Below are 22,352 nucleotides of genomic sequence, written 5' to 3' on the forward strand. Positions count from 1 at the left end.
AATATTAAAAATAAAAATGAATTGGCGTAGATTTTTACTTCCATTTTCTGGTTTATATTGGATAGGAACTTCGGTTCGAAATCTTTTTTATAATGTAGGAATGATGCGTTCTTCATCATTCAATATACCCATTATTAATGTTGGTAATTTGTCTGTGGGCGGAACAGGGAAGTCTCCTCATATCATGTACTTAATTGATTTATTGAAAGATGAAAAATTGATCAGTACTTTGAGTAGAGGATATGGACGAAAAACAAAAGGTTTTCTGATTGCAAATTATTCTTCAAAAGTATATGATATCGGAGACGAGCCGATGCAATTTTTTCAACGTTTCAAGAACAGAATTTTGATTGCCGTCTGTGAGGACAGGGTTTTTGGCGCACAGAAATTGATTAACCATTACAAAGCAGAAACAATTTTGTTGGATGATGCTTATCAGCATCGTGCGATAAAAGCAGGCTTTAATATAGTACTGACGGATTTCAATAATCCTTATTACAAAGATTTTTTGTTGCCGGCTGGAGATTTAAGAGAGAGTAGAAGTGGGGTTCGTCGTGCTGATATCATTATTGTTACGAAATGTCCTGATCGTATTTCGGAAGAAAAACACAAGGAAATTTCAAATAAAATTAAGTTGAGATCGCATCAGCAATTATTTTTTTCAAAAATTGTTTATGACAATAAATTAATTGGTCGATTAGATAATGTTGAGAAATCTACTTGGAAAAATTTGAATGTTATTTTAGTGACAGGTATTGCAAAAACAGATGATTTGGTAAAATTTGCAGAAGAAAATTTTGCAAATGTTTTACATTTAGAATACCCGGATCATCATAATTTTAGTCAATCAGAAATTGAGTATATTTACAAACGATACGAAGATACAGAAGGAAGAAAGCGTTTTGACAAAATCATCATGACAACAGAGAAAGATTATATGCGTTTGATGGAAGAGTCGATGGTAAAAGACGATTTATATTATATTCCGATCAGTATTGAAATTAACGATAAAGAAAAATTTAATCAAACTATTTTAGAGTATGTTGGAAAGAATTAATGAGGCTGTAAAGTACATCAATAATTTATTGCCAGAGCAACCAGAATTCGTAATTGTGTTAGGATCTGGATTAGGAAAACTAGAAGATGAGGTAGAGAACAAAGTTGTGATCAACTACAAAGAGATTCCGAACTTTCCTCAAGTAACAGTAGAAGGTCATAAAGGTCATTTAGTATATGGAACTATTTTGGGTAAAAAGGTTTTGATGATGGCTGGTCGTTTTCACTATTACGAAGGATATTCGATGGAAGAAGTAACTTTCCCAATGCGTGTATTTAACGGATTAGGAATCAAAAAAGTTATTTTATCAAATGCTTCAGGTGGTGTGAATCCTGATTTCCAGGTAGGAGATATTTTGTTGGTAAAAGATCATATTAATATGATGCCGGAACACCCATTGCGAGGAAAAAATATCGATGAGTTAGGGCCACGTTTTGTTGATATGTCTAAGGCGTATGACAGAGAAATGCTGAATGAAGCGGTAGAATTTGCGAAAGCGAATGATATTTTAGTTCATCAAGGTGTTTATGTCGGTTTACAAGGACCAACTTTTGAGACTCCGTCAGAATACGGATTGGTTCGTTTTATTGGAGGAGATTGCGTCGGGATGAGCACTGTTCCCGAAGTAATTGTCGCTCGACACATGGACATGCGTGTGTTCTGCGTTTCTATTATTACAGATTTAGGCGGACCAGAAATTTCGTTTGATGTTTCGCATGAAGATGTATTGAATGCTGCGAATAATGCCATGCCAAATGTCATTAAAGTGGTAAAAAGCGTCATTGAGAATTGCTAGAAAATAAATTTCAATAAAAAAGAAAAACCAACTGAGAAGTTGGTTTTTTTATTTTATTAAAATCGGTGAATTCGAAGAATAATAAGGTCAAATAACAAGACGAATTCACCGACAAGTTTTGAAGCAGCGATTGATTAGATCTCAACTTCTCGTTCAGAATTTGTGCAATTACTATGAACGATATAATCGATTAGTTTTCCATTTTCAAAACATAACATCAGATCTTCTTCATAAATAGATGTATGTGTTAATTGATTAAAGTTGATTAATTTTCCTTGAGGAATTTTTACAATACCTGAATACCATTTTGCAAAAACGTCTTCTTGTCCGGGAAAAAGATACGCTAAATCAACTTCATTCAAATCATCCAGATATCCTTTGAAATTAATGAGAAATAATTCATCATCTCTCAATTCCCACTTTCCATAATATCCTCTCCAACATGTTGGTGAAGGAGGAGTAAAATAAGGAGGATGGTCTAATTTTTTGAAATAATTATGTAAAGGCTGTTCGGCAATAATATATTGTTGATGATCGATCAATAAAATTTCTCCTATTTGTGCAGTCATTTTTTCTGAATGGTTTATTCAAATGTAGAATAGGCATTCCAATAAATAAAAAATCAACCGAGCTATTTTATCAAACTGGTAAAAATTGACCGACTAAAATAAATATATAAAAATTATTTAGTCTGTAAATGATAAATATATTAAATTTTATTTATTTTAAAATAATTCGTTCGCCTTGTTTTGGAAAAATATAATTGATTTCGTAAGGATTATTTTCTATTAATTCATCTTTAATTTTTGCTTCATGATCTCCTTTTGGCTTTATATGTGTGACGATAATGGTTAAACCTTTCAATTGTTTTTTTCCAACCTCTTTGGCAAGCTCACCTAATTCTTCATTCATAAGTTTAGGAGTTAAATGGCCAAATAATAATTTTTCTGGTTGAGAATTTGGAAAAGAAACTTCTAACATGAATGTTTTTAACTTACCTGATTTAATTTTTGGCGCAATCGCTTTCCAGATTTTATGCAGATTTTTTGTGCCTTCAATTCTATCGGCACCTGTATCTCCGAAATAAAGAACAGCGTTCGAATTATTTTCAACTAAAATAGCAGCACTTTTTAATGGATTTACATGGCTTAACTCGTAAACCGTTCCGGTGAAATTAGTTTCTTCAATGCCAAAAGGAATTCCAATTTCAGCATAGTTGTAACGGTATTTATTTAAGATTGGCGATTCGCCTTCATTTGCAAAATTAGCCCAGGCATCATTCGTAAAGTATTTCTTTTTTAAAACATCAATCATTTCAGAAGTCCCGTAAATCGGTTTGTTCGAATCTTCCGGAGAATTGATAATCAATCCGGAAAGATGATCCAAGTGACCATGAGAAATAAAATATCCTTTGATATAATTCTTTAGGATGTTACGATTTTCCTCTTCAAAAGTCCCTTTTTCTATTGCTTTATTAATCCCGGAATAAATAGTTCCTGCATCCAAAGCCAAATAACTTGTTGTTTTTTCTTCTCCAATCAAATAAGAAGAAAGGTTGCTTTCATTACTTCCTCCGTAAACACCAAGAGGAACAATTTGAATGTTCTGTGCAGAAGCAATCAGAGAGATTCCCAAACCTATACTTAATAGATATTTTTTCATGAAAATAATTTGAACAAAAATACAATCCGTAATTTTATTAAACCAGAAGATGTTCATACTTTGTAAAAACTTTAGTATTTTCACGCTTCTATTAAAATAAACGCATATAATATAGTTAGAATGAAATCGAAATTATCTACTAAAATTTTAAAAAATTATGCGACACAACTGATGACAAAAAAAGCGATGTATGCTATGGCAATTGCTTTATTGGCCACAAATGTTGATGCGCAAAAGAAACCGCTTGATTTAACTGTTTTTGATGAATGGCAATCAATCGGGATGAAAGAATTGTCTCACAATGGATCTTGGGTGGCTTACCAGGTAAATGCACAGGAAAGTGATAATACACTACATTTTTTTGGATTAAAAACGGATAAGGATTTAAGCTTTCATCGTGGAGAACAAAGTGTTTTTACATCCGATTCGAAATTTGCAATTTTTAAGATTAGACCTTTCTATAAGGACTTAAAGCTGGTTCGAATTAAAAAGAAGAAGGAAAATGAAATTGCGAAAGATTCAATTGGAATTTTAAATTTAGCAACCAATAAAGTTGAAAAATTACCAAGCATCAAATCATTTAAAACACCTAAAAAAGGAGGTTCTTTCTTAGCGTATCTATTGGAAAAAGAAGAGTTGAAGAAAGATAAAAAAGATCAAGATTCTGTAAAATCGAAAGATAAATCGGCTAAATCAGAAGGAAAGGACAAGAAAGATACTCCTCTTGAATTGGTTCTAAGAAATTTGATTTCCGGTCAGAAAAAATCATTCAAAAATGTCGTGAATTATGAGTTTAGTGAGAATGGTAAACAATTTATTTTTTCGACAAAACAAGAGAAGAAAGACAGTTTAGATAAAACAAAATACGGCGTTTTCTTGGTGAATACAGCTACTTTCGCTCAAAAACAATTGGTGGATACAATAGGAGATTTTAAACAATTTGTTTTCGATGAGGCAGCGAATAAAATAGCCTTTGTAGGAACTTCTGATGAAGAAAAGAAAGAAAATAAAACCTATTTCCTCTATTATACATCTACAAATAACCCGCAACAAATAAAGAAAACGGAATTATCAGGATTAAAGAAAGATTGGCAGGTTTCAGAAAATCGTCAACCTAAATTCAGTAAAGACGGAAATTCATTGTTTATTGGTTTGATGCCAAAACTAGCGGATAAAGATACAGCGCTAATTGCTGAAGATTATGCTAAAGTAGACATATGGAGTTATAAAGATGATTTTATTCAGCCTCAACAATTAAAGAATCTTGATCGTGAGAAAAAACGTTCTTATTTGGGAGTAATCGATCTGTCAAATCCTCAAAAAGTAACACAGTTGGCTGATTTAGATATGAATCAGGTTGAGATTTTAAATGAAGGTAATTCCAATTTTGCTTTAGGAACTTCTGATAATGCGTATCGTTTGGTTTCAAACTGGGATTTAACAGGGCGAAGAGATTACTATATCGTGAATATAAAAACCGGGCAAAGAGAATTGTTTGCAAAAGGATTGGCAGGAAAAGTTGAAGTATCTCCAAACGGAAAGTTTGTCGTTTTCTATAATGCTGAGAATGGCTTGTGGTCGAGTTATACAATTGAAACGAAGGAAACCAAAGTTTTAAATAAAAAACTGAAAGTGAAGTTTTATGATGAAGAGAATGATTCGCCAACATTAGCAAGTGAATATGGAATAGCGTATTTTACGGATAATGATGAAACTGTCCTGATTAAAGACCGATATGATATTTGGGAATTTGATTTGGCTGGAAATCGTCGTCCTGAAAATATAACAAATGGTTTTGGGCGTAAACATCACATTACATTTGAAATCAATCCATTGAATGAAGATGTAAAAACACTTAACCGTGATGTGTTGGTTTATTTAAGTGCTTTTAATACGCTTAATAAACAATCTGGTGTTTACCAAACGGTGATTTCTAAAGCTAAAAATCCTGAAGAGATTGTCATGTCAAATACCTGGGGTATACAGAAAATGACAAAAGCGTTGAATGGAAACGAATACATTTATACAAAAGAATCTTTCCAAAATTCCCCGGATGTTTATGTGACAACAAATTTTAAAGATGAGAAAAAAGTTTCTTCCATCAATCCTCAACAAAAGGACTATTTATGGGGAAATGGAGAATTGGTGAGTTGGAAAACATATTCAGGTAAAGAGGCGACAGGAGTTGTCTACAAACCGGAGAATTTTGATCCAACTAAAAAATACCCGATGATTGTTTATTTCTATGAGAAACTTTCGGATAATTTGAATCGTTATCAAGCTCCGGCACCTACACCTTCTCGTATAAATCATACCTATTTTGTGAGTAACGATTACATTGTTTTTACACCTGATATCTCATACACGATTGGTCATCCTGGAAAATCAGCAGAAGATTATATCAACTCAGGAGTGGAAGCATTGAAAAAAAATACATGGATAAATGGTGATAAAATTGCTATACAGGGACAGAGTTGGGGTGGATACCAAGTGGCACATTTGATTACGGCGACTAATTTGTATGCCGCAGCCTGGACTGGTGCACCGGTTGTCAATATGACATCTGCTTATGGAGGTATTCGTTGGGGAACAGGAATGAGTCGTCAATTTCAATATGAACAAACCCAAAGTAGAATTGGTAAAACGTTGTGGGAAGCACCGGAATTGTATATTGAAAATTCGCCATTGTTTAATATGCCAAAAGTGACAACACCGGTTGTCATTATGCACAATGATGAAGATGGAGCTGTGCCTTGGTACCAGGGAATTGAAATGTTTATGGCACTGCGTCGTTTAGGAAAACCGGCCTGGTTATTAAATTATAACGGTGACGACCATAATTTGATAAAACGTGCGAATAAAAATGATATTCAACAACGTCAACAACAATTTTTTGATCATTATTTAAAAGATAAACCGGCTCCGAAATGGATGACAGAAGGAGTTCCTGCAATTTCGAAAGGAATTGATTGGGGCTTTGATACGGAGGCTGTAAAAGACTAATCATGAAGTAAAAAAACAGATTTAATATTAACATCACTTTATTCTGGTTCATTATAAATCTGTTTAAAGGAGGTTTTCAAAATAAATACCCCTTAATTCTTGCCTGAAAGAAAGGGGTATTTTTTATTTAAAAGAAATGATTGATTTCTAGTTTAGCTATTTAAGCGAGGAGACTCTTTTCTATGCGAAGAATATTTGTCCGGGAGGTTGCTGTAATAACTTTTTGTATCATTTTAGAATGAATATGTTCGAGTTTAACTGCAGAATATATGGGAACCAGCAGTGAAATGATTAAATCAAAACTTTACCGGAGTTCTTTATAAATAAGATTGAACGAACAGTTTACAACCCTAGAGAAGAAGTTGAATGATATCACGAATACAATCAGACTGTAATTATCCGAAACGACTAATCATTTGGGATAAGTAAAACCGGAATTTCTGTTTTCTTAACAACCAAATCTGCAACACTTCCTATAAGAAATTTATACGCTGCAGAATGTTTGTTTAATCCAATAAAAATCAAATCAACGTCTTCATATTTCGCCACATCCAAAATAACATCTTGCGGATTTCCAAATCGAATGATACGGGCAAAGCTAATTTCTTGTTCTGTTAGCCTTTGCTCCATTTCCAAAATTTTCTTCATGTTTTCATCTCGCATGATGACTTTTTCTTTGTCTTCATGCGAATAAGTATCAAGTGATTTGTTGTCAGAATCCACCAATTCCACATGCAATAAAATGATGTGTGCATCAAAAGCTCTTGCCCATTCAATTGCTGCTTGTACTAATTTATCGCTGTTTTTCCTCAAATCTAATGTTATCAATGCTTTTTTCATTTGTAATTTTTTTTTGTTAAATTCTATTTTCTTAAAAATAAAGCCATTCATTTAAAAAATTACCATAAACAGTTTTAAAATTATCTTAAATTATTTCAAAATCAATTGATTGAATGATAAATACCCCAACAATATAGTTGTTCTAATTTTTGTTGAAAGTTTATTATAAAAGCTTAGGATTTAACTGATGAGAAAACGTTTCTTAATAAATGAAAGTCTCACGTAAAAACAAAAAGACCTCTTTTAAATCGTTTTAAAAGAGGTCTTTCTTTATTTTAGAATTCTGTTTTATTTTATGAGCTTATTTTTTTTCAAAAATAGTTTAATATCACTCAAAACTTCCTGCGTTTTTTGATCTTTTACTCCATGCCATGTTTCTTCATACACTTTGTGGGTAATAAATTGTGGATGTTCCTTTGTGAGTTTTTCATTTTCACTTTTAAAATCAAACCAATCATTGCGACTAATCGGATCAAAAATTAACATCGGTTTATCCAAATTTCGATAAATAATTTTCGGATTCAATTGGTGTGTAGATGCTCCGAAAGCAGTTTTTGAAGTAAAAGGCGTGTACATAATGGCTATATTTTCTTCGGCAGTATTTTCCCCGGTAAGTTTTTCTGCTCCAGGATTTATTTCAAATTTACCCTGTTCATTTTTCTTAATCCTTGCATATGAAGTGAACATCTCTTTTTTCAATTTTTCACCTTGCTTTCCTTTTATACTCCAGTTGTTGTACATGTACCAATAGGCTTCAAACTCAGAATTAAAAACCAATGGTTTTTTAGAACTGTAATATTGTTTTATTTCCTCAATATCTTTTTGTATTTCTGATGCTTTAACATTGTGATCCCATGCAACAGAACCGCCATCTTCTAAAATTAAAGCTTGTACAGATGCTGGATAACTGTCATAAAAAGCGGAGGAAATTGTTCCGCCTCTTGACCATCCGCCAATAATTGCTTGTTTAATTTTTTGCTCATCCATCAAAAATTTGATATCATCTGCAACCTCATAAATGCTGACATTTTTTTTCGGAATTTCTGTAAAACCATGACCATAATAATCTATCGCAATCACATGTAAATTCATTTTTACAAGTTCCTCAGCAATTTCATAGACCTCATACGCATTGCTGTACGTACCATGAATCCAAATTAGCGTAGGATTTTTAGGATTTCCCCATTCCAAATAATGCATTTTGGCATTTTTAGTCTGTATGTATTTTCCATATTGTTGCTCATATTTTTCAAACTCAAGTTTATATGTATTGAAAAGAGTCATCTGATTTAATGAATCTTTTTTGGTTTGCCCATACACAGAAAAAGTGATGAAGAAAATTGCAAAAGCAATAAAAAACTGAGTAGTTGATTTCGTTTTATATCCCATTGAAAGTATAATTAAATTTTAATAAATCTACTTATTTTTCTTGTATAATACGTTTTAAAGTATCGTCTAAATAATATATACTCTAAGATTCTTAAATTTCAAAAAACTATTTCATGTAAAAAGATAATGGTTTGCTGTATTGACGGATAAAGAGGCAGAAACTTTCAATTTTTCACTTCACCCTGCCTATTGCTAATACCATGTTAGCTGCAGTTATTTTTTTCTTCGTAATAATCCAGCCAATTTTTTATTCTTCCAACAAACATTTTAAGATAATTTTCTGTTAGAAATATATTTGACCAATCAAATCTTTGAGCTTGGACACCAAGATAAAATACAAAAATTGAAGCTCCGGATTCAGGGATTAAATCGAGTTCCTTCCCAGATAAGTTTCTTTCTTTTTTATAACCGTTTAAGAAACTTTCAACTTTTGTTTCATATTTGTTTTTATCCGTTTCAATGAAAAATAATTGTTTGCAAAAATAGCCAATATCTAAGATCAAAGAACCATTTCCACAATTATCAAAATCAAAAATTGTAATTTCATTCTCCTTATTTACACTCAAATTATCGTACCAAATATCAAGGTGAACGATGCCTTTTTGATGTTCAGATAAATGGATTTTTTTAAAACGCTTTGCTATTTTTGAAGAGATTTGTTTTAAATAGATCATTTCATCTAAATTTTCCGAAAAAAACAGGTTTAGCTTCTCATAAGCTTTGTATAGAAGAACATCGGAATTATAATTGATTCTGTTGATTTTTTTTGTTGCCGTTACATTATGAATTTTTGCCATCATTGAACCAACTGCAAAGCACGTTTCATTGGTCATAAAACGCATTTTTTCGCCTTCTGCGAATGTGAACAGCACTACATATCGTAAACCTTCTGGAGCAAGAATTTCTTGAATTAAATTTCCATTTTTATCGGGAATCGGGGTTGAAACCGAAAGATTGTATTTTTTAAGTGAATTTAAAAGGTCTAACTCTTCTTGGATTTCAGCTTTTGTTCTCCAGTTGTGACAATAAACTCTAACAACGTATTTTGTATTTACATTGGATAAAAAATACGTATGATTTACTCCGGTTCTAAAAAGTTTACAATTGAAATGGTCCTTTAATTGATACTTTTCATTAATAAATTCTCCTAATTCGGTTTGTGATAATGTTGAAGCTATTACCGGGAAAGTTTTCATTTAAAGATTGAATTTGTTTATAATTGAGACTAATGGTTCGGGGTTTTGCGAGGTTCGAACTTCGTAACCGATTATCTTCTGTTAAAGATAAAAAATCTTGCGAAAAGGAAACATGAGTTTACCATAAAATTTGCAATCTTTCCAATACCATGTTAGCTGTAGTCTAAATAATAGTAAATCCTTTTGGCAATTTCGCAATGTCTAAATCTTTCGGATTAGCGCCTTGAATTAACGATTTTATGATTTCATCTTTTTTTATTTCTTCAAATTCGTCGTAGCTTAAATTAAAAAGAGATTGAAGATTGAGATTTAAAAGTGCTTCTTTTTCATTAACGAAATAGTCTGAATAAATTCTGATAAATTCTTTTTTCAGAATTTCATTCATTTCTAAATTTTTATATTTTTTAAAATCACCTTCTTTAATCTTAAAAATTCTTTTTAGAAAAGTGAAATCTTGTATTTCAGTATCTGAAATTACATTATCTTCTAATATAAAATCTGCATAAGAAATTAGTAGATCTAAAGATTCAAATTTAATATCATTTAGGTTGCCAATTCCGTTTTGATCAACAATTTTATTAAAATAGTTATAATCAAAATTAATTTGAATAGATTCTAATATTTTTAGAAAATATTGAGATTCAGTTTTAGGTTTATAAGATTTTACAAACTCAGAAAAGTATTCAGAAAAAGTGTACATAATTTAATTTCGAAAATTTTTTTAGATTACAGACAATGGATAGGGGATTTGCGAAGTGGCGGAAAATCGAAGATCAAAGTTTCGATTTAGACGACACGGTAAGCAAAACCATTTTTTCTTTTTGCTAAATTACAAAAAAAGCAAAAGAAAAACGGTTTTCGCGGATAGAAAGCACAAATGTTGAATTTTCCACTAAACCCGCATTTCGCCAAATTGTTGTTAGGCGTTCGTTCATTTATTCTGTTCAATTTTTTTTATTACATATTCCATTTGCCTGTCAAATTTTGTTTTCAAATCGGTAGGTTCAATTTGTATTTCAATGTCAGGTTTAATTCCTTTTGTGTCATATTCAAAATTGGGTGTTTTCATTTTGTATTGAAAAGTTGGTATCCAAACTAATGTTTTGGAATAAGGTAAAACAAAAGCTTGTCCACCTGCATTGCTATAGTTATTACCTTGAGAATATTCGCCATAAAATTTCCCTATTTTATATTCTCTCAACAACGCTAATAAATGCCCTGTTGTAGAAAAACATCCGCCATTTATTAATACACTGATATGGCCTTTGTAAGAATTGGATTTGCTTTGCTGTTGTTGAAACCACCAATTTGTACTGTTAGTTTCTGTATAGCAATTGAGACCGTTTTTTAGTTTCGTTTCAGTCAAATTTATTTCCTCAATATTAGTTGGATTTTGTGCATAATGCTTCCAGTCTTTTACAGTGTTGTATTTTGCTCCTTGATAATCAAGGTAATAGAAAGGTTTGTTGGTTAAATAGGAGAAAAGATAACTTGCAATATCAGCAGAACCACCACTATTATCTCTTAAATCAATTATTAAATTTTTAGTTTTTAAACTGTCTAATTGTGTAAAAAAATTATCCAATTGTTTTTCTGCTATTTTTCTGTTAGTTTCATCGTAACCATTTGCAAACGAATGAAATTTTAAAACTGCAAGATTGTTCGTTTTAAATTCTGTTTGTAATGGTGTAATATTTTCAGCAATACTTTTTGTGTACGTTTCAAAAGTAATTCCCTTTAATACTTTCTTTTGTTTACGATTATTTTTGTCTATATATTCAATCTGAAATTTATCAGTTTGATTAAAAATGAAATAGTAAAAAGGGAAATGATTAAAACGAGTATTCAATCCGGTCTCATTTTCGCCTTCAAGATGAGTAAATTTCCGAATTTCCTTGACGATTGAATTGATTTCTTTCCCGTTAATTTTCACGATTTGCAAACCAACATATTCGTTGTTTTCGGAAGTAGATTTATACAAATAATAATTGTTATTGATTTTATAGACACTGAATGGAAATACCAATCGGTCATTTAGCAATTTAATGATTTGGGTTCTGTCAACTGCCGTATGACCATCTTTAATTTTTGCCATTAAAGTGGCGGTTAATTTATAATATTCAACAACTGAAAGGTCAGATTTAATTGAGTTTTTTAAATTCAAATAGGTTTTATCAAATTCATTTTTAGAACAAAACATAAATTGCCCTGGATGAATGGTGTTTGTCAGATTGTACAGTTCTGTAAATTCAGAAATAATACTGTCTTTTTTTAATGTTTTCTCTAATAAAACGTTTTTCACTTCTGCATTTTGTGCAAAAGCAAAATTGATTGTTAGTGTTATAATCGGTATTAGGAATTTTAAATTCATTTTACGCTACGGTTTTCCTGTTTTTCGTTGTTCATATTCACTTAAAAGTCTATTTAGTGTTTCTATTTTTTCATTGTCAACTGGGGCAGTTTGACAAAGCTGGTCAACTATTATCGTTATGTCATAGAATTGATTGTCAGTTGTGATTTTACCTTTTACTATTACTTTATCAACACGCAGGAAATAAGAGTTAAAAATATCAACATCATATTTGGTCTTGTCTTGCAGATACTTGTTGAATTTCAAGTCGCCCGTTTCTACTTGCATTTCTGTCAAATCCCGAAACCATTGTTTTAGTCGTGTTAGTCGACCTTTTTGAAAATTTTCTTCGGTTTGTATCTTAAGTCCTTTATAGTGTTCATCAGAATCAAAGTCAGCGGTCTTGATTTGCATTACTTTGTTTTCCAGGTAATAGTCAAGTGTCGCTAAAACCAAATCACGATACTTTTGAAGTTCTATTTGCTTCTCTTCTTGATTTAGCTTTCGTTCATTCATTTTCGTGCTTGGTCTTTATACTGTTCAACAAATTCCTTAGCGTCTCGAAGATTGTCAGGATACTTTGTATAATTCTGATAGTTCGTTACACCATTTTTATTTTCAACTATTTCGTATATGTACTGATAATAAAATCCATTGTCAATTAGAAACTTAACGACCTCCCATTTTTTGTCTTCTATCTTTTTAGGCGGTCTAAACCTATGAGGCAAAAGTGTCATTGGTTTTCCATAATCAGAGCAATTAGCTTCCTTTCTGTCATTGAAGTCAGTTCCTTGACTAAATGATTTTTTACAATCTAAACAAACTACTTTATGTCCCATTTTCTGTATTGTTATTTAAGCTGGGAGACTTTTGGTAAATTAAAAAAAAGCAAACAGCTTTTGGCGGATAAGGAAACGAAAACTTTCAATTTCGCACTTAACCCCGCATTTCGCCAAACCGATGTTAGTGGCAGTATTTTTATTTCCACAACTTTATAAATTCGTTTATTCCATTTATCAATCCTGAATAATAATCATCGTTCTTAAATTCAGGTAATATTTTTTCATTTAGTACTTTTTCGCATATTTGGTCCGTTAAAATTTTTTCTGTCCCTGTTCCTGTACAAATTCTGATTTTTCTCAAATGCTTACTAAAAACGATTGTTAGTCCATTATTTTTTTCAGCCGTTCCAATTCCCCAATTATTTGATAAATCAAGTGCATATTGATTAAAATTATTTTCGTTCAAGTTTTTAGAAATTGAAATAATTGCTATTTGATTTGTTGTAGTATTTTCATATTCAGTCAAAATTTTTGAAAGTTTATTTAGCTCTTCATTTGTTAAAACTTTTTCATAATCAGAAACATAACCCAATGGTTTTGGGAATTCATTTTTTATTAGAGTCTTTTGGGAATCTGTTTTTTGAGTTTCATTTTGGATTGTTTTACAACCGAAAACAAAAAGTATAACAATAAATATTGGGAAAAATTTCTTCATTTTGATTTGTGCGGAATTTTTGTTCAAATATTTCCACTAACACCCAAATATACGAAAGTTTTTATATGGAGTACCATTTTAATATGTTGTTAAAATCAACGTATATTGTTGTTTTTCAGTATAATTTCAACTGCGTATTCTGTATAGAATTTTCTTTGGTTTCATCTTTTTGGACACAGAATTCTATTTAAAATGTACAAGTTCAACGTGACAAATGTATAAGATTCTTCAGCTAGCTTAGAATGACAAGAAAACGTATTACAGAAAAAAGGATTTTAAAAAATGGACTTAAAACTCTCACGTGAAGAAAATGTTTATGTGGAATGTTAAAAAGGTTTTAGCCGGTAGGTTTTTTTTAAATTTTTAGTGGAATGGAAATGTTTTTTTAATCAAGTAAAAAAGTAATGATGAATAAAAAATGAAACACATTGGGCGGCGAAAAAAGTACAAAAGCTGAATTTAGCACTTAACCCCGCCATTGCGCCAATACGATGTTTGTTGCAGTATTTTTAGACTATAGCTATTCGTGTTAACATTATCAAAATTAATGTGGTTAAAAATATAAAAATTAAGTAAGTCAATACTGTATTTAAAATTCTTGAAAATTTGTTGAGATTATTGAAAAATTGAAAATATGCCCAAAAAGTAAAAATTATCGAAAAAACTACTCTGATTATCTCTGTCTTTGAATTATTTGGAAAAAGTAGAGATAGAGGAATTGTTAGTAAAAATATTAAAGTGACTTGCCCAAATAGAAATGTATTTAACAGTAAATGTTCAAAATAGTTAAATTTTGATTTTCTAAAAGAAATAAATGATGATAAAGAAAAAAATGGAATTAATAAAAGTGCTGTATAAGCATAATTATGAATTAGCCATTCAAAAATCTTAAAACTTTCTTCATTAATATTTCTCCCATTTTTAATTCCATCAACAATTCCCAATAATCCATCTTCAATAAAAGGATTTTTGTTTATTTTGTGCTCCAAAAATAAATATATAATTGACAGAATAATAACATAAGTGACAGGTTTAAAGTGTTTTACTCTTTTTCCATCAATATATTCCCTTATCGAGTTTCCTGGTCTTTTAAATAATTCTTTAATAGTGTAAAATATACCTCCATCAACGTGAAAAATTGAATGTTGAATTTCGTGGATTACAAAATGAAAATTTATTTTGTGAATGTGAGAACTTTGTCCGCAAAAGTTGCAGAAATTACCATTAAAATTATTATTACAATTTTTACAGATATGATTACTATTGGACATTTCTATTTAAAAATAATAGGCCAAAGATATTCAAAAAATATTTTTGCAAGAATAATTCCTGTTGTAATTCCAAGTGCCGTTTTCCAAAATTTGTTTTTATTTTCTTCTTTTTTCACTGTTGTCAACGGCTTTTTGGTTAAAATTACCTACAACGATTCGGGGCTTTGAGAAGAACGGGAGAGAATTTGAACGAAGTTCAAGTTCGTCCGTTCAAGCAAATTGCTCTTTTCGAAAACTAATTTAGTTTATTGTTTTAAGAAAAGCAATTTTGCGAGTGAAAAAAAATGGGCTGAAAGTTTACTTTCAGCCCGCCTGACGCAAAACCCTTGTTATCGGCAGTTAAATTATTTCAGATGGAAAATACTTTTTCAAAATATTTAATTGGTCAGGATTATTTTGGATGAATTTGAAACATCTTTCCGTAAAGTCAGTTATAGCTAAGTGTCTTGATACAATTTTTTTTAATCCTTTATTATTGTAAATTGAAATTGTTTTTTCGTAATTGTTATCTGTGATTATTTTCTCTATTTCAGTTTTTCTTTGTTCATAAAAACTATCAATATTAATAGCGTCTAAAAATATTTGATAGTTTTCTTTAACTTTTTGAATAGTATTTCCTTTAGTCAAATCTGAATCAGTAAATATGTTGTTTATTTTAGTGGAAATATAGTTAGAGATTTGTAATTCTTTTTCTTTTTCTAATTCTTTAATTACATCTATTTTAATAAGTTTGATTTTTTCAGGATCTGTCATTAAATGTGTTGAAAGATTTGTTAGAAATTCTTCATCGAGAAATAGATTTTCAACTTCCGAGACTGAAAAACTATAAATATTTTCTAATTTAATTTTATCTAATCTTTCAACAGAATGATGATCAGAGTCTATAAGTCCAATTGCGGAAGTATTAATATTGTTTAATTTATTAAAAGCTTTTGTGTGATTAATTACATTGAAACAAGAACCAACAGGTGTAATTGTATAATCTGGAAAAAGCATTGAATATATTTTTTCATCATTAGAACCTTTGATTCCTTCACAAAATAAAATATTTTTTCTGCTACCTAAAAGTTCGAAAAGTAGAGCTTGAGGAATTTCCTCTGATTCTATATTTTCGATTTCCCAATAGTTTGGGTATTTATATGATTTTATCCATATTTTTTTTGCTGTATTTCTACTTGTTGCAAAATCTAAATCATGTGTCAAATAAATAAATAGACAGTCATTACGTTTTGATTCTAATATATTCCACAATCTCTTTAAGATTGTTTTGTGTAAATACATTTCTGGCTCATCGATTACAATAAAACCATTCACGGGAGCTAACATTACTTGTGCTATCAGGTATAAAAGAACTTTTTCTCCATCACTCATCTGAATACTTGGATAAGGAGTATCTGTTTCTTTTACATACGTTTTTATATTTATTCCATCTTCACAATCTAAATATCTATGTTCAATTAGTGAATTCCATATTTCGATTGTTGCATCTAAATTTGTGTTTTGTGGAGAGTCAATTGGTTTTTCATTTTTTGTATTTTCAATGGCTTGTTTTCGGTATTTATTTCCGATTGAAATATTTTCTGCTAATAAATGTTTTAGAACGATCTCAAATTCATTTGCAATGTATCTAAAATCGTCAGTATTTTTGTAGGTTTTACCTCTTAATTGTTCTTCTTTAAGTTTGGTAGCAGTAATTTCAGGATTACCAATATTTTCAAATGTTGGTAATTTAAGTATTCTTTGAGCTGAAATTACTACACCATTATTGTTTAGATATTGTTTTAATTTTTCTGATAATGAGGTTTTACCGCTTCCATTAGCTCCAACAATTACAATATTAGAATCAAAATTTCCTATTTTTTCAAAAAAATCAATTTGAAAATTAAACCCATCGGTTAAACCTTTAATTGAATCGTAAATATATTGAGTAAAGCTATTTTTATTTTGTTGCTTCCAATGTTCGTCTTGATGAATTACAAAGTTTGAATTAGCGTGATCTCTGTATTGTAGTTGACTTAAAATTGCTGAGATTTGATTATTATACAGTTGTCTGTATGATGTATCAATATTTTGTTGCAAAAGTTGAGTTTTAATTTTGATAGCTATTTCAACAATTGTGTCAAAAATATTTAATTTCTTTTCATCAATTTCTAATTGATTATAAATTTCTTTATGAAGGGTTGATTCTTTTATTAGATCTTCTAAAAGTTGCTCCATTTCAATTTTGGGTTTTGTTCGTTTTTAATTGCCGATAACGGGCTGCGTATTGGCGATGGGCGGGATTTTTAGCACTAATGCTGATACGAAGAACGAAAGTTGAATTTTGCACTTCCGTTGATACGAAGCTGTTCAGCCCGCATTTTGCCAATACAATGTTAGCCGTAGTTTTTACTTTAAATTTAGTTCGTTATAAAGGATTTGTATCAATTTTTCAACTTCGATATATGCATTAAAGTAAGTTTCCTTCAAATCAATTCTTTCATCTAAAACATTATCTACAAGTTGAATTTCCATGTTGCATAATAAACTCAGATTGTTGATTAAGTTCTCAATTGATAATCTACTTTTCTTGGAAACAAAAATTGAATTTTCTTCATATATTTTTGTAATACTTTTTCTAAACTCAAAAGCTCCAATATCTTCGCTCCAATATGGAGATAATTCATTTCCTTCAAAATATGCAACTCTACCTAAACAGAATATTTTATATTCAATTAATTTCTCATTAATATTTTTAAATGCAGGAATTTTATTTGCATAAAGAATATCAAATTTTTTAGATTTTAGTGTGAAGAAAAATGTTAATCTCGCAGCAATAAATGCTGCAATAAAAGGAGAAATTATTGTGAAAATTTTCAAATAATCAATTTGATCTAAGTTTGTCATAAAATTACGGCTAACACCCAAATATACGAAAGTTTTTATATCGAGTATCATTTTTTAATATTTTGTTAAAATTAGCGTATATTGTTGTTTTTCAGTGTAATTTTAACTGCGTATTCTGTATAGACTTTTCTTTGGTTTCATCTTTTTGGACACAGAATTCTATTTGAAATGGACAAACTCAATGTGACAAATGTATAAGATTCTCCAGCTAGCTCAGAATGACAAGAAAACGTATTATTGAAAAAAGGATTAAAAAAACGGTCTTAAAATTCTCACGTGAAGAAAATGTTTGTGTGGAATGTTAAAAAGGTTTTAGCCCGTAGGTTTTTTTAAATTTTTAGTGGAATGGAAATGTTTTTAGTGATAGAGATTTACAGCCTTGACTTTTTGGTTACTTTTTTAGTCAAGTAAAAAGTAATGATGAATAAAAAATGAAACATTTGAAACGATTTAAAAACATTCAATGACTAAAACTAAATTGAAAATGAATGAAGAAACTCCGACGATTTAGGATTGATGAGCAATTCAACTTTGAATTGTTGGAAGAATAAAAGGTGTAATTCTAAATGAATATATTAACCAGTTTGAATAAATAGTTAAAAGCGATCAAAACGGTTACTTTTTTAATGAAAGAATTTCTTGCAACACGATTATATTGTTAAATTTACAGACCAATTTTGATTAACGTATAGAAAATTTTTAATTTAAAGGTTTAATTAAGCTGAATATGAATACGAATAGCCGACAAATTGTTTATATCCATGGACTAAATAGTTCTGCCAATTCTACTAAATTCAAATCTATTTTAAAAATTCATCCTTCTGCAACCTGTGTAGAATGGAAAGTTGATGATAACATATCAGCTATTTTACTCGAAGCTTATGACCATTTAAAAGGATTGGTTAAGGATTTAACGATTGTCGGAAGTTCTACAGGAGGAAATTTCGGTTGGCAGTTACAACAAAAACTAAAGGAGAATGGAAAATCAAGTGAATTGGTTTTGTTGAATCCTTTGATTGATGTATCTGTGAAACGTGAAGATAATTTTCCTGAAAACCTACATCAATATTTGGTTGATATGAATCGTTTCGAGCATACAAAAGTTTTTCTGTCTGTTCATGATGAAGTGCTAGATTTCGAAAAAATGAAAGAATTTTTTGAAATTCAGCAACATATATTTCCTCAACAAATCAAAATTATAGAAGTGGATGATGATCATCGTATTCGTAATTTCGAGTCATTGTTAACATTAATTTAATTTACTCTTTACAATTATTTAATTTTATTACTTGCATTTTTGCACCAAAATTAAAGCAGTAAGCTATATCATGAAGTATTATTTAATCTTGCCACTTTTTTTAATGTCTTGTAGTCTTTTTGCTCAGAAGAAAGATACGATTAAGACGGAGGAATATAAAAACTTAATGTCACCATATTATAGTTATGGAGATGGGTTAGGAATCACTTCTCCCGATAGTCTTTATCAGGTAAATATTCGATTCAGAATGCAGAATAGGGTAACGTATATTGACAATCAGGATGAAGAAGATAAAATTGACGCACAAATAAGACGTTTACGACTTCGATTAGATGGTTATATAGGGAGTCCTAAATTCGAATATTCGTTGCAGCTTTCTTTCGCATCAGGAGATGTAGGAGAAGCAGAAGAAGGTAAGAATACAAATATTATTCGCGATGCCATGATCTTTTATAATCCGAATAACCGCTGGAGTTTTGGATTTGGTCAAACTAAACTGCCGGGAAATAGACAACGTATCAACTCTTCCGGAGCACTTCAGTTAACAGATCGTTCTATAAATAACGCAGATTTTAATATCGACCGCGATTTCGGGTTCCAGTTTCAACATTCTAAGAAATCGAAAGATCATTTTTCATATACTTTTCGAGGAGCTGTTTCCACAGGAGAGGGGAGAAACTGGACAAAATTTGATGATACAGGTTTAGCATATACAGGAAAAGTAGAATTATTCCCATTCGGAGCTTTTACAAACGACGGAAGTAATTATGAAGGAGATTTATCGCACGAACAAACACCAAAATTGATGCTTTCAGGAGCGTATAGTTACAATAATAATGCACATAAAACGAAAGGACAGCAAGGAGATGAATTGTTTGGGACTGCAAATATTCAATCGTTATTTTTTGATGCGATGTTCAAGTATCGTGGTTGGAGTCTTATGTATGCTTACTTGAATAGGAATTCAGATCAAACGATTTTTTACAATCCGGAAGATCCTGCAGATTTTAATTATGTGTACAATGGTCACGGAATGGATTTCCAGGGATCATATACATTTCCTAAACATTGGGAAGTAATCGGAAGATATTCTATACAAAAAGTGGATAATAAAATTTTTGAATTTGCGCCAAATACCAACGAATATAGTCTGGGATTAACGAAATACATTTGGGAGCATGCTTTTAAATTACAGGCAGAAGTAGCCTATGAGCAGCAAAAATTTTATAATCTGGAAAAGAAAAATAATTGGTATGCCAGGCTACAAATAGAAATTGGGATTTAGGATATTATATTGTGCTTATAACTATTTTACAATAAGATAATAGTATGATATTTGAATTATTTGCATAAATTTGTGGTACAAATACCAACCAATGCCAGCCAATAAAAAGAAAAAAAGCCTAAACAGAAATGTAGAGTTTGGGACAAAAAAAGTACAGTTTAAGGATGTACTTATTGTATCAATCATCATTTTTATCGTAGTATTAATCCTTTTACAGTTTTTAAATTAAGAACAAAGAATAGTATATAAAAAGCCTCTCAATTGAGAGGCTTTTGCTATTTCTTTTGAATTGAAACTAATTTCGAATCTTCTTTGCAAATTTCAAGAACAAAATCATACTCTTTTGAATTGTCTTTGCTTTTGTAATTTGCCAGGTATTCTCTACACGGAACCTGATCTTTTTTAGAGTTGTCGAAGTCAACTTTACTTCTTTTGAATAATTCTTTTTTTAAGAATGTTGAATCTAAATTCTCGGCTTTTAAAAATGCTTGAGCTTCTGGCGAAATCGATAACCTTTTAGAATAAGCTTCATCTAAAACTCTTGCATTTGGAAAATAGTTACATGAGAATGCACGAGGACCGAATGCCATAGCAACGAAAACCATCCCTATTCCAACTCCCAGCAAATATTTCATAAATCTTTGCGTAAACGTCATATGATCAATAAATTAATGTCGTGAAATGGTAAATCAAACCAATCACATAAGTTCTTTTTTACAATTCTTCCTTTGTACAAATATACGCCATTTCTTATAGTTTTATCAGTTTGGACGACATTCGTAAAACCAGATTCTTCAGAAATTTGGAATAAATAAGATAAGAAATAATTACTCAGCGCTTTGGTAGACGTACGTGCTACACGAGAAGTAATATTTGAAACAGCATAATGAATAATATCATGCTTAATCATGATGGGATGATCATGTGTTGTTAATTCAGATGTTTCGAAACAACCACCTTGATCAATGCTGACATCTATAATCACAGCACCGGATTTCATGTTCTGAACCATAGTTTCTGTGACAACACATGGTGTACGGGTTTCTCCACGAAGTGCTCCAATTGCTAAATCACATCTTCGTAAGGCTTTTCCTAGTTCTTTTGGATCTAATGTTGAGGTAGAAACGCGCTGCCCAATATTTTGTTGTAACCTTCTCAGCCTCGTTAATGAGTTATCAAAGACACGGACAGAAGCACCTAAACCGATTGCTGTTCTTGTTGCATTTTCAGCTACAGTTCCCGCTCCCAAGATGACAACTTCTGTAGGTCTTACTCCAGTAACTCCCCCCATTAAAATTCCATTTCCGGCATTTGTCGAAGACATTAATTCACTCGCAACCAAAATTGCAGTTGTTCCGGCAATTTCACTTAACAAACGTACAACAGGCAAATGATTCTGCTCATCGCGGATAAATTCAAAACCAACTGCATTGACACGCTTAGTCATGAGTTTCTGAAAATATTCCCGTTTCAACGTATTTGTCGGAACAGAAGAAATAACCAACGTACCAGGTTTTATCCAATCTATTTCTTCTAAAGTAAGTGGACCGACTTTTAATACAATAGGTTTTTCAAAAACAGCTTGTGTATTGTAACATATTTGCGCACCTGCTTCTGAATATTCTTTGTCTGAATAATTTGCACCTTCTCCTGCGCCTGTTTCTATCGTAACTTGATGGCCGTTGTTGACTAAGATTTCGACAGCATCAGGAGAAAGACAAATTCTTTTTTCTTGATTATTTGTTTCTTTTGGAATTCCAATATCAAAGCGTTCCTTTTTGTGAGGAATCTCTAAACGCTCAGGTTGAGGGATTAGATCTTCCTGTGAAAAAGGCGTAAAAATATTTTTTCCGTCCATAGTA

General features: G+C 30.8%; 21 protein-coding genes. 6 read left to right on the forward strand and 15 right to left on the reverse strand.

Translation table 11 applies throughout. The features are described from left to right. Positions 1-16: 16 nt before the first annotated feature. Together lpxK and H277_RS0100180 are read left to right on the forward strand one after the other, a co-directional pair. A complete protein-coding gene (gene lpxK, locus H277_RS0100175) occupies positions 17-1,057 on the forward strand; it encodes a tetraacyldisaccharide 4'-kinase (RefSeq protein ID WP_019973531.1) in 1,041 nt (346 codons plus the stop codon). Beyond that, a complete protein-coding gene (locus H277_RS0100180; protein WP_019973532.1) occupies positions 1,041-1,853 on the forward strand; it encodes a purine-nucleoside phosphorylase in 813 nt (270 codons plus the stop codon). The genes lpxK and H277_RS0100180 overlap by 17 nt, the downstream gene beginning before the upstream one ends. A gap of 134 nt (positions 1,854-1,987) precedes the next feature. On the opposite strand, the gene H277_RS18375 is transcribed toward H277_RS0100180, so the two are convergent. Together H277_RS18375 and H277_RS0100190 are read right to left on the reverse strand one after the other, a co-directional pair. Next, positions 1,988-2,422: a hypothetical protein gene (locus H277_RS18375; RefSeq protein WP_019973533.1), complete on the reverse strand. Its 435-nt coding sequence runs from the start codon at positions 2,420-2,422 to the stop codon at positions 1,988-1,990. A 151-nt stretch (positions 2,423-2,573) separates the two neighbouring features. Then, a complete protein-coding gene (locus tag H277_RS0100190; protein ID WP_026357315.1) occupies positions 2,574-3,515 on the reverse strand; it encodes an MBL fold metallo-hydrolase in 942 nt (313 codons plus the stop codon). Positions 3,516-3,635: 120 nt separating this feature from the next. On the opposite strand from H277_RS0100190, the gene H277_RS0100195 reads away from it, so the two are divergent. Next, positions 3,636-6,518 (forward strand): alpha/beta hydrolase family protein, encoded by a 2,883-nt coding sequence (locus H277_RS0100195; RefSeq protein ID WP_019973535.1) that lies wholly within the window; start codon positions 3,636-3,638, stop codon positions 6,516-6,518. 408 nt (positions 6,519-6,926) lie between these two features. Here H277_RS0100195 and H277_RS0100200 read toward each other — a convergent pair whose 3' ends face one another. From H277_RS0100200 to H277_RS20610, 9 genes are all read right to left on the reverse strand, one after another. Then, positions 6,927-7,358 (reverse strand): universal stress protein, encoded by a 432-nt coding sequence (locus tag H277_RS0100200; protein WP_169337505.1) that lies wholly within the window; start codon positions 7,356-7,358, stop codon positions 6,927-6,929. 288 nt (positions 7,359-7,646) lie between these two features. Further along, on the reverse strand, positions 7,647-8,747 hold the full coding sequence (locus tag H277_RS0100205) for an alpha/beta fold hydrolase (RefSeq protein ID WP_019973537.1): 1,101 nt from the start codon (positions 8,745-8,747) through the stop codon (positions 7,647-7,649). A 203-nt stretch (positions 8,748-8,950) separates the two neighbouring features. Then, entirely contained in the window at positions 8,951-9,943 is a 993-nt protein-coding gene (locus H277_RS0100210; protein WP_019973538.1) for a phosphotransferase, read from the reverse strand. Between the two features lie 163 nt (positions 9,944-10,106). Then, positions 10,107-10,643, reverse strand: a complete 537-nt coding sequence (locus H277_RS0100215) for a hypothetical protein (protein ID WP_019973539.1) — start codon at positions 10,641-10,643, stop codon at positions 10,107-10,109. 231 nt (positions 10,644-10,874) lie between these two features. Further along, complete coding sequence (locus H277_RS0100225) at positions 10,875-12,314, reverse strand: S41 family peptidase (protein WP_019973541.1); 1,440 nt, start codon at positions 12,312-12,314, stop codon at positions 10,875-10,877. 6 nt (positions 12,315-12,320) lie between these two features. Continuing rightward, complete coding sequence (locus H277_RS0100230) at positions 12,321-12,809, reverse strand: hypothetical protein (RefSeq protein ID WP_019973542.1); 489 nt, start codon at positions 12,807-12,809, stop codon at positions 12,321-12,323. Continuing rightward, positions 12,806-13,132: a hypothetical protein gene (locus H277_RS0100235; protein WP_019973543.1), complete on the reverse strand. Its 327-nt coding sequence runs from the start codon at positions 13,130-13,132 to the stop codon at positions 12,806-12,808. Before H277_RS0100235 ends, H277_RS0100230 begins: the two co-directional genes overlap by 4 nt. Before the next feature lie 139 nt (positions 13,133-13,271). After that, complete coding sequence (locus H277_RS0100245) at positions 13,272-13,790, reverse strand: TPM domain-containing protein (protein ID WP_019973544.1); 519 nt, start codon at positions 13,788-13,790, stop codon at positions 13,272-13,274. Positions 13,791-14,299: 509 nt separating this feature from the next. Continuing rightward, a complete protein-coding gene (locus H277_RS20610; RefSeq protein ID WP_081623177.1) occupies positions 14,300-15,061 on the reverse strand; it encodes a DUF3667 domain-containing protein in 762 nt (253 codons plus the stop codon). Here H277_RS20610 and H277_RS20285 point away from each other — a divergent pair. After that, the gene (locus H277_RS20285) at positions 14,957-15,229 is read left to right on the forward strand and encodes a hypothetical protein (RefSeq protein WP_169337504.1); all 273 of its coding nucleotides are present in this window, start codon (positions 14,957-14,959) and stop codon (positions 15,227-15,229) included. The genes H277_RS20610 and H277_RS20285 overlap by 105 nt on opposite strands. A 171-nt stretch (positions 15,230-15,400) precedes the next feature. Here the strand turns inward: H277_RS20285 and H277_RS0100260 are convergent, their stop codons facing one another. Together H277_RS0100260 and H277_RS0100265 are read right to left on the reverse strand one after the other, a co-directional pair. Next, the gene (locus H277_RS0100260) at positions 15,401-17,278 is read right to left on the reverse strand and encodes an AAA family ATPase (protein ID WP_019973547.1); all 1,878 of its coding nucleotides are present in this window, start codon (positions 17,276-17,278) and stop codon (positions 15,401-15,403) included. A 171-nt stretch (positions 17,279-17,449) separates the two neighbouring features. Beyond that, entirely contained in the window at positions 17,450-17,998 is a 549-nt protein-coding gene (locus tag H277_RS0100265) for a hypothetical protein (protein ID WP_146810277.1), read from the reverse strand. Positions 17,999-18,674: 676 nt separating this feature from the next. On the opposite strand from H277_RS0100265, the gene H277_RS0100270 reads away from it, so the two are divergent. After that, positions 18,675-19,205, forward strand: coding sequence for a YqiA/YcfP family alpha/beta fold hydrolase (locus tag H277_RS0100270; RefSeq protein WP_019973549.1), 531 nt, complete (start codon positions 18,675-18,677; stop codon positions 19,203-19,205). A gap of 70 nt (positions 19,206-19,275) precedes the next feature. Beyond that, positions 19,276-20,490 carry a porin gene (locus H277_RS0100275; RefSeq protein WP_019973550.1) on the forward strand — a complete coding sequence of 405 codons (1,215 nt, stop codon included), beginning with the start codon at positions 19,276-19,278 and terminating at the stop codon, positions 20,488-20,490. Positions 20,491-20,765: 275 nt separating this feature from the next. Here H277_RS0100275 and H277_RS0100285 read toward each other — a convergent pair whose 3' ends face one another. Both H277_RS0100285 and H277_RS0100290 read right to left on the reverse strand, forming a co-directional pair. Next, positions 20,766-21,125, reverse strand: a complete 360-nt coding sequence (locus tag H277_RS0100285; protein WP_146810278.1) for a hypothetical protein — start codon at positions 21,123-21,125, stop codon at positions 20,766-20,768. 17 nt (positions 21,126-21,142) lie between these two features. Next, positions 21,143-22,348 carry an alanine dehydrogenase gene (locus H277_RS0100290; RefSeq protein ID WP_019973553.1) on the reverse strand — a complete coding sequence of 402 codons (1,206 nt, stop codon included), beginning with the start codon at positions 22,346-22,348 and terminating at the stop codon, positions 21,143-21,145. Positions 22,349-22,352: the final 4 nt, after the last annotated feature.

This window comes from Empedobacter brevis NBRC 14943 = ATCC 43319 (assembly GCF_000382425.1).
Classification (GTDB): Bacteria; Bacteroidota; Bacteroidia; order Flavobacteriales; family Weeksellaceae; genus Empedobacter; species Empedobacter brevis.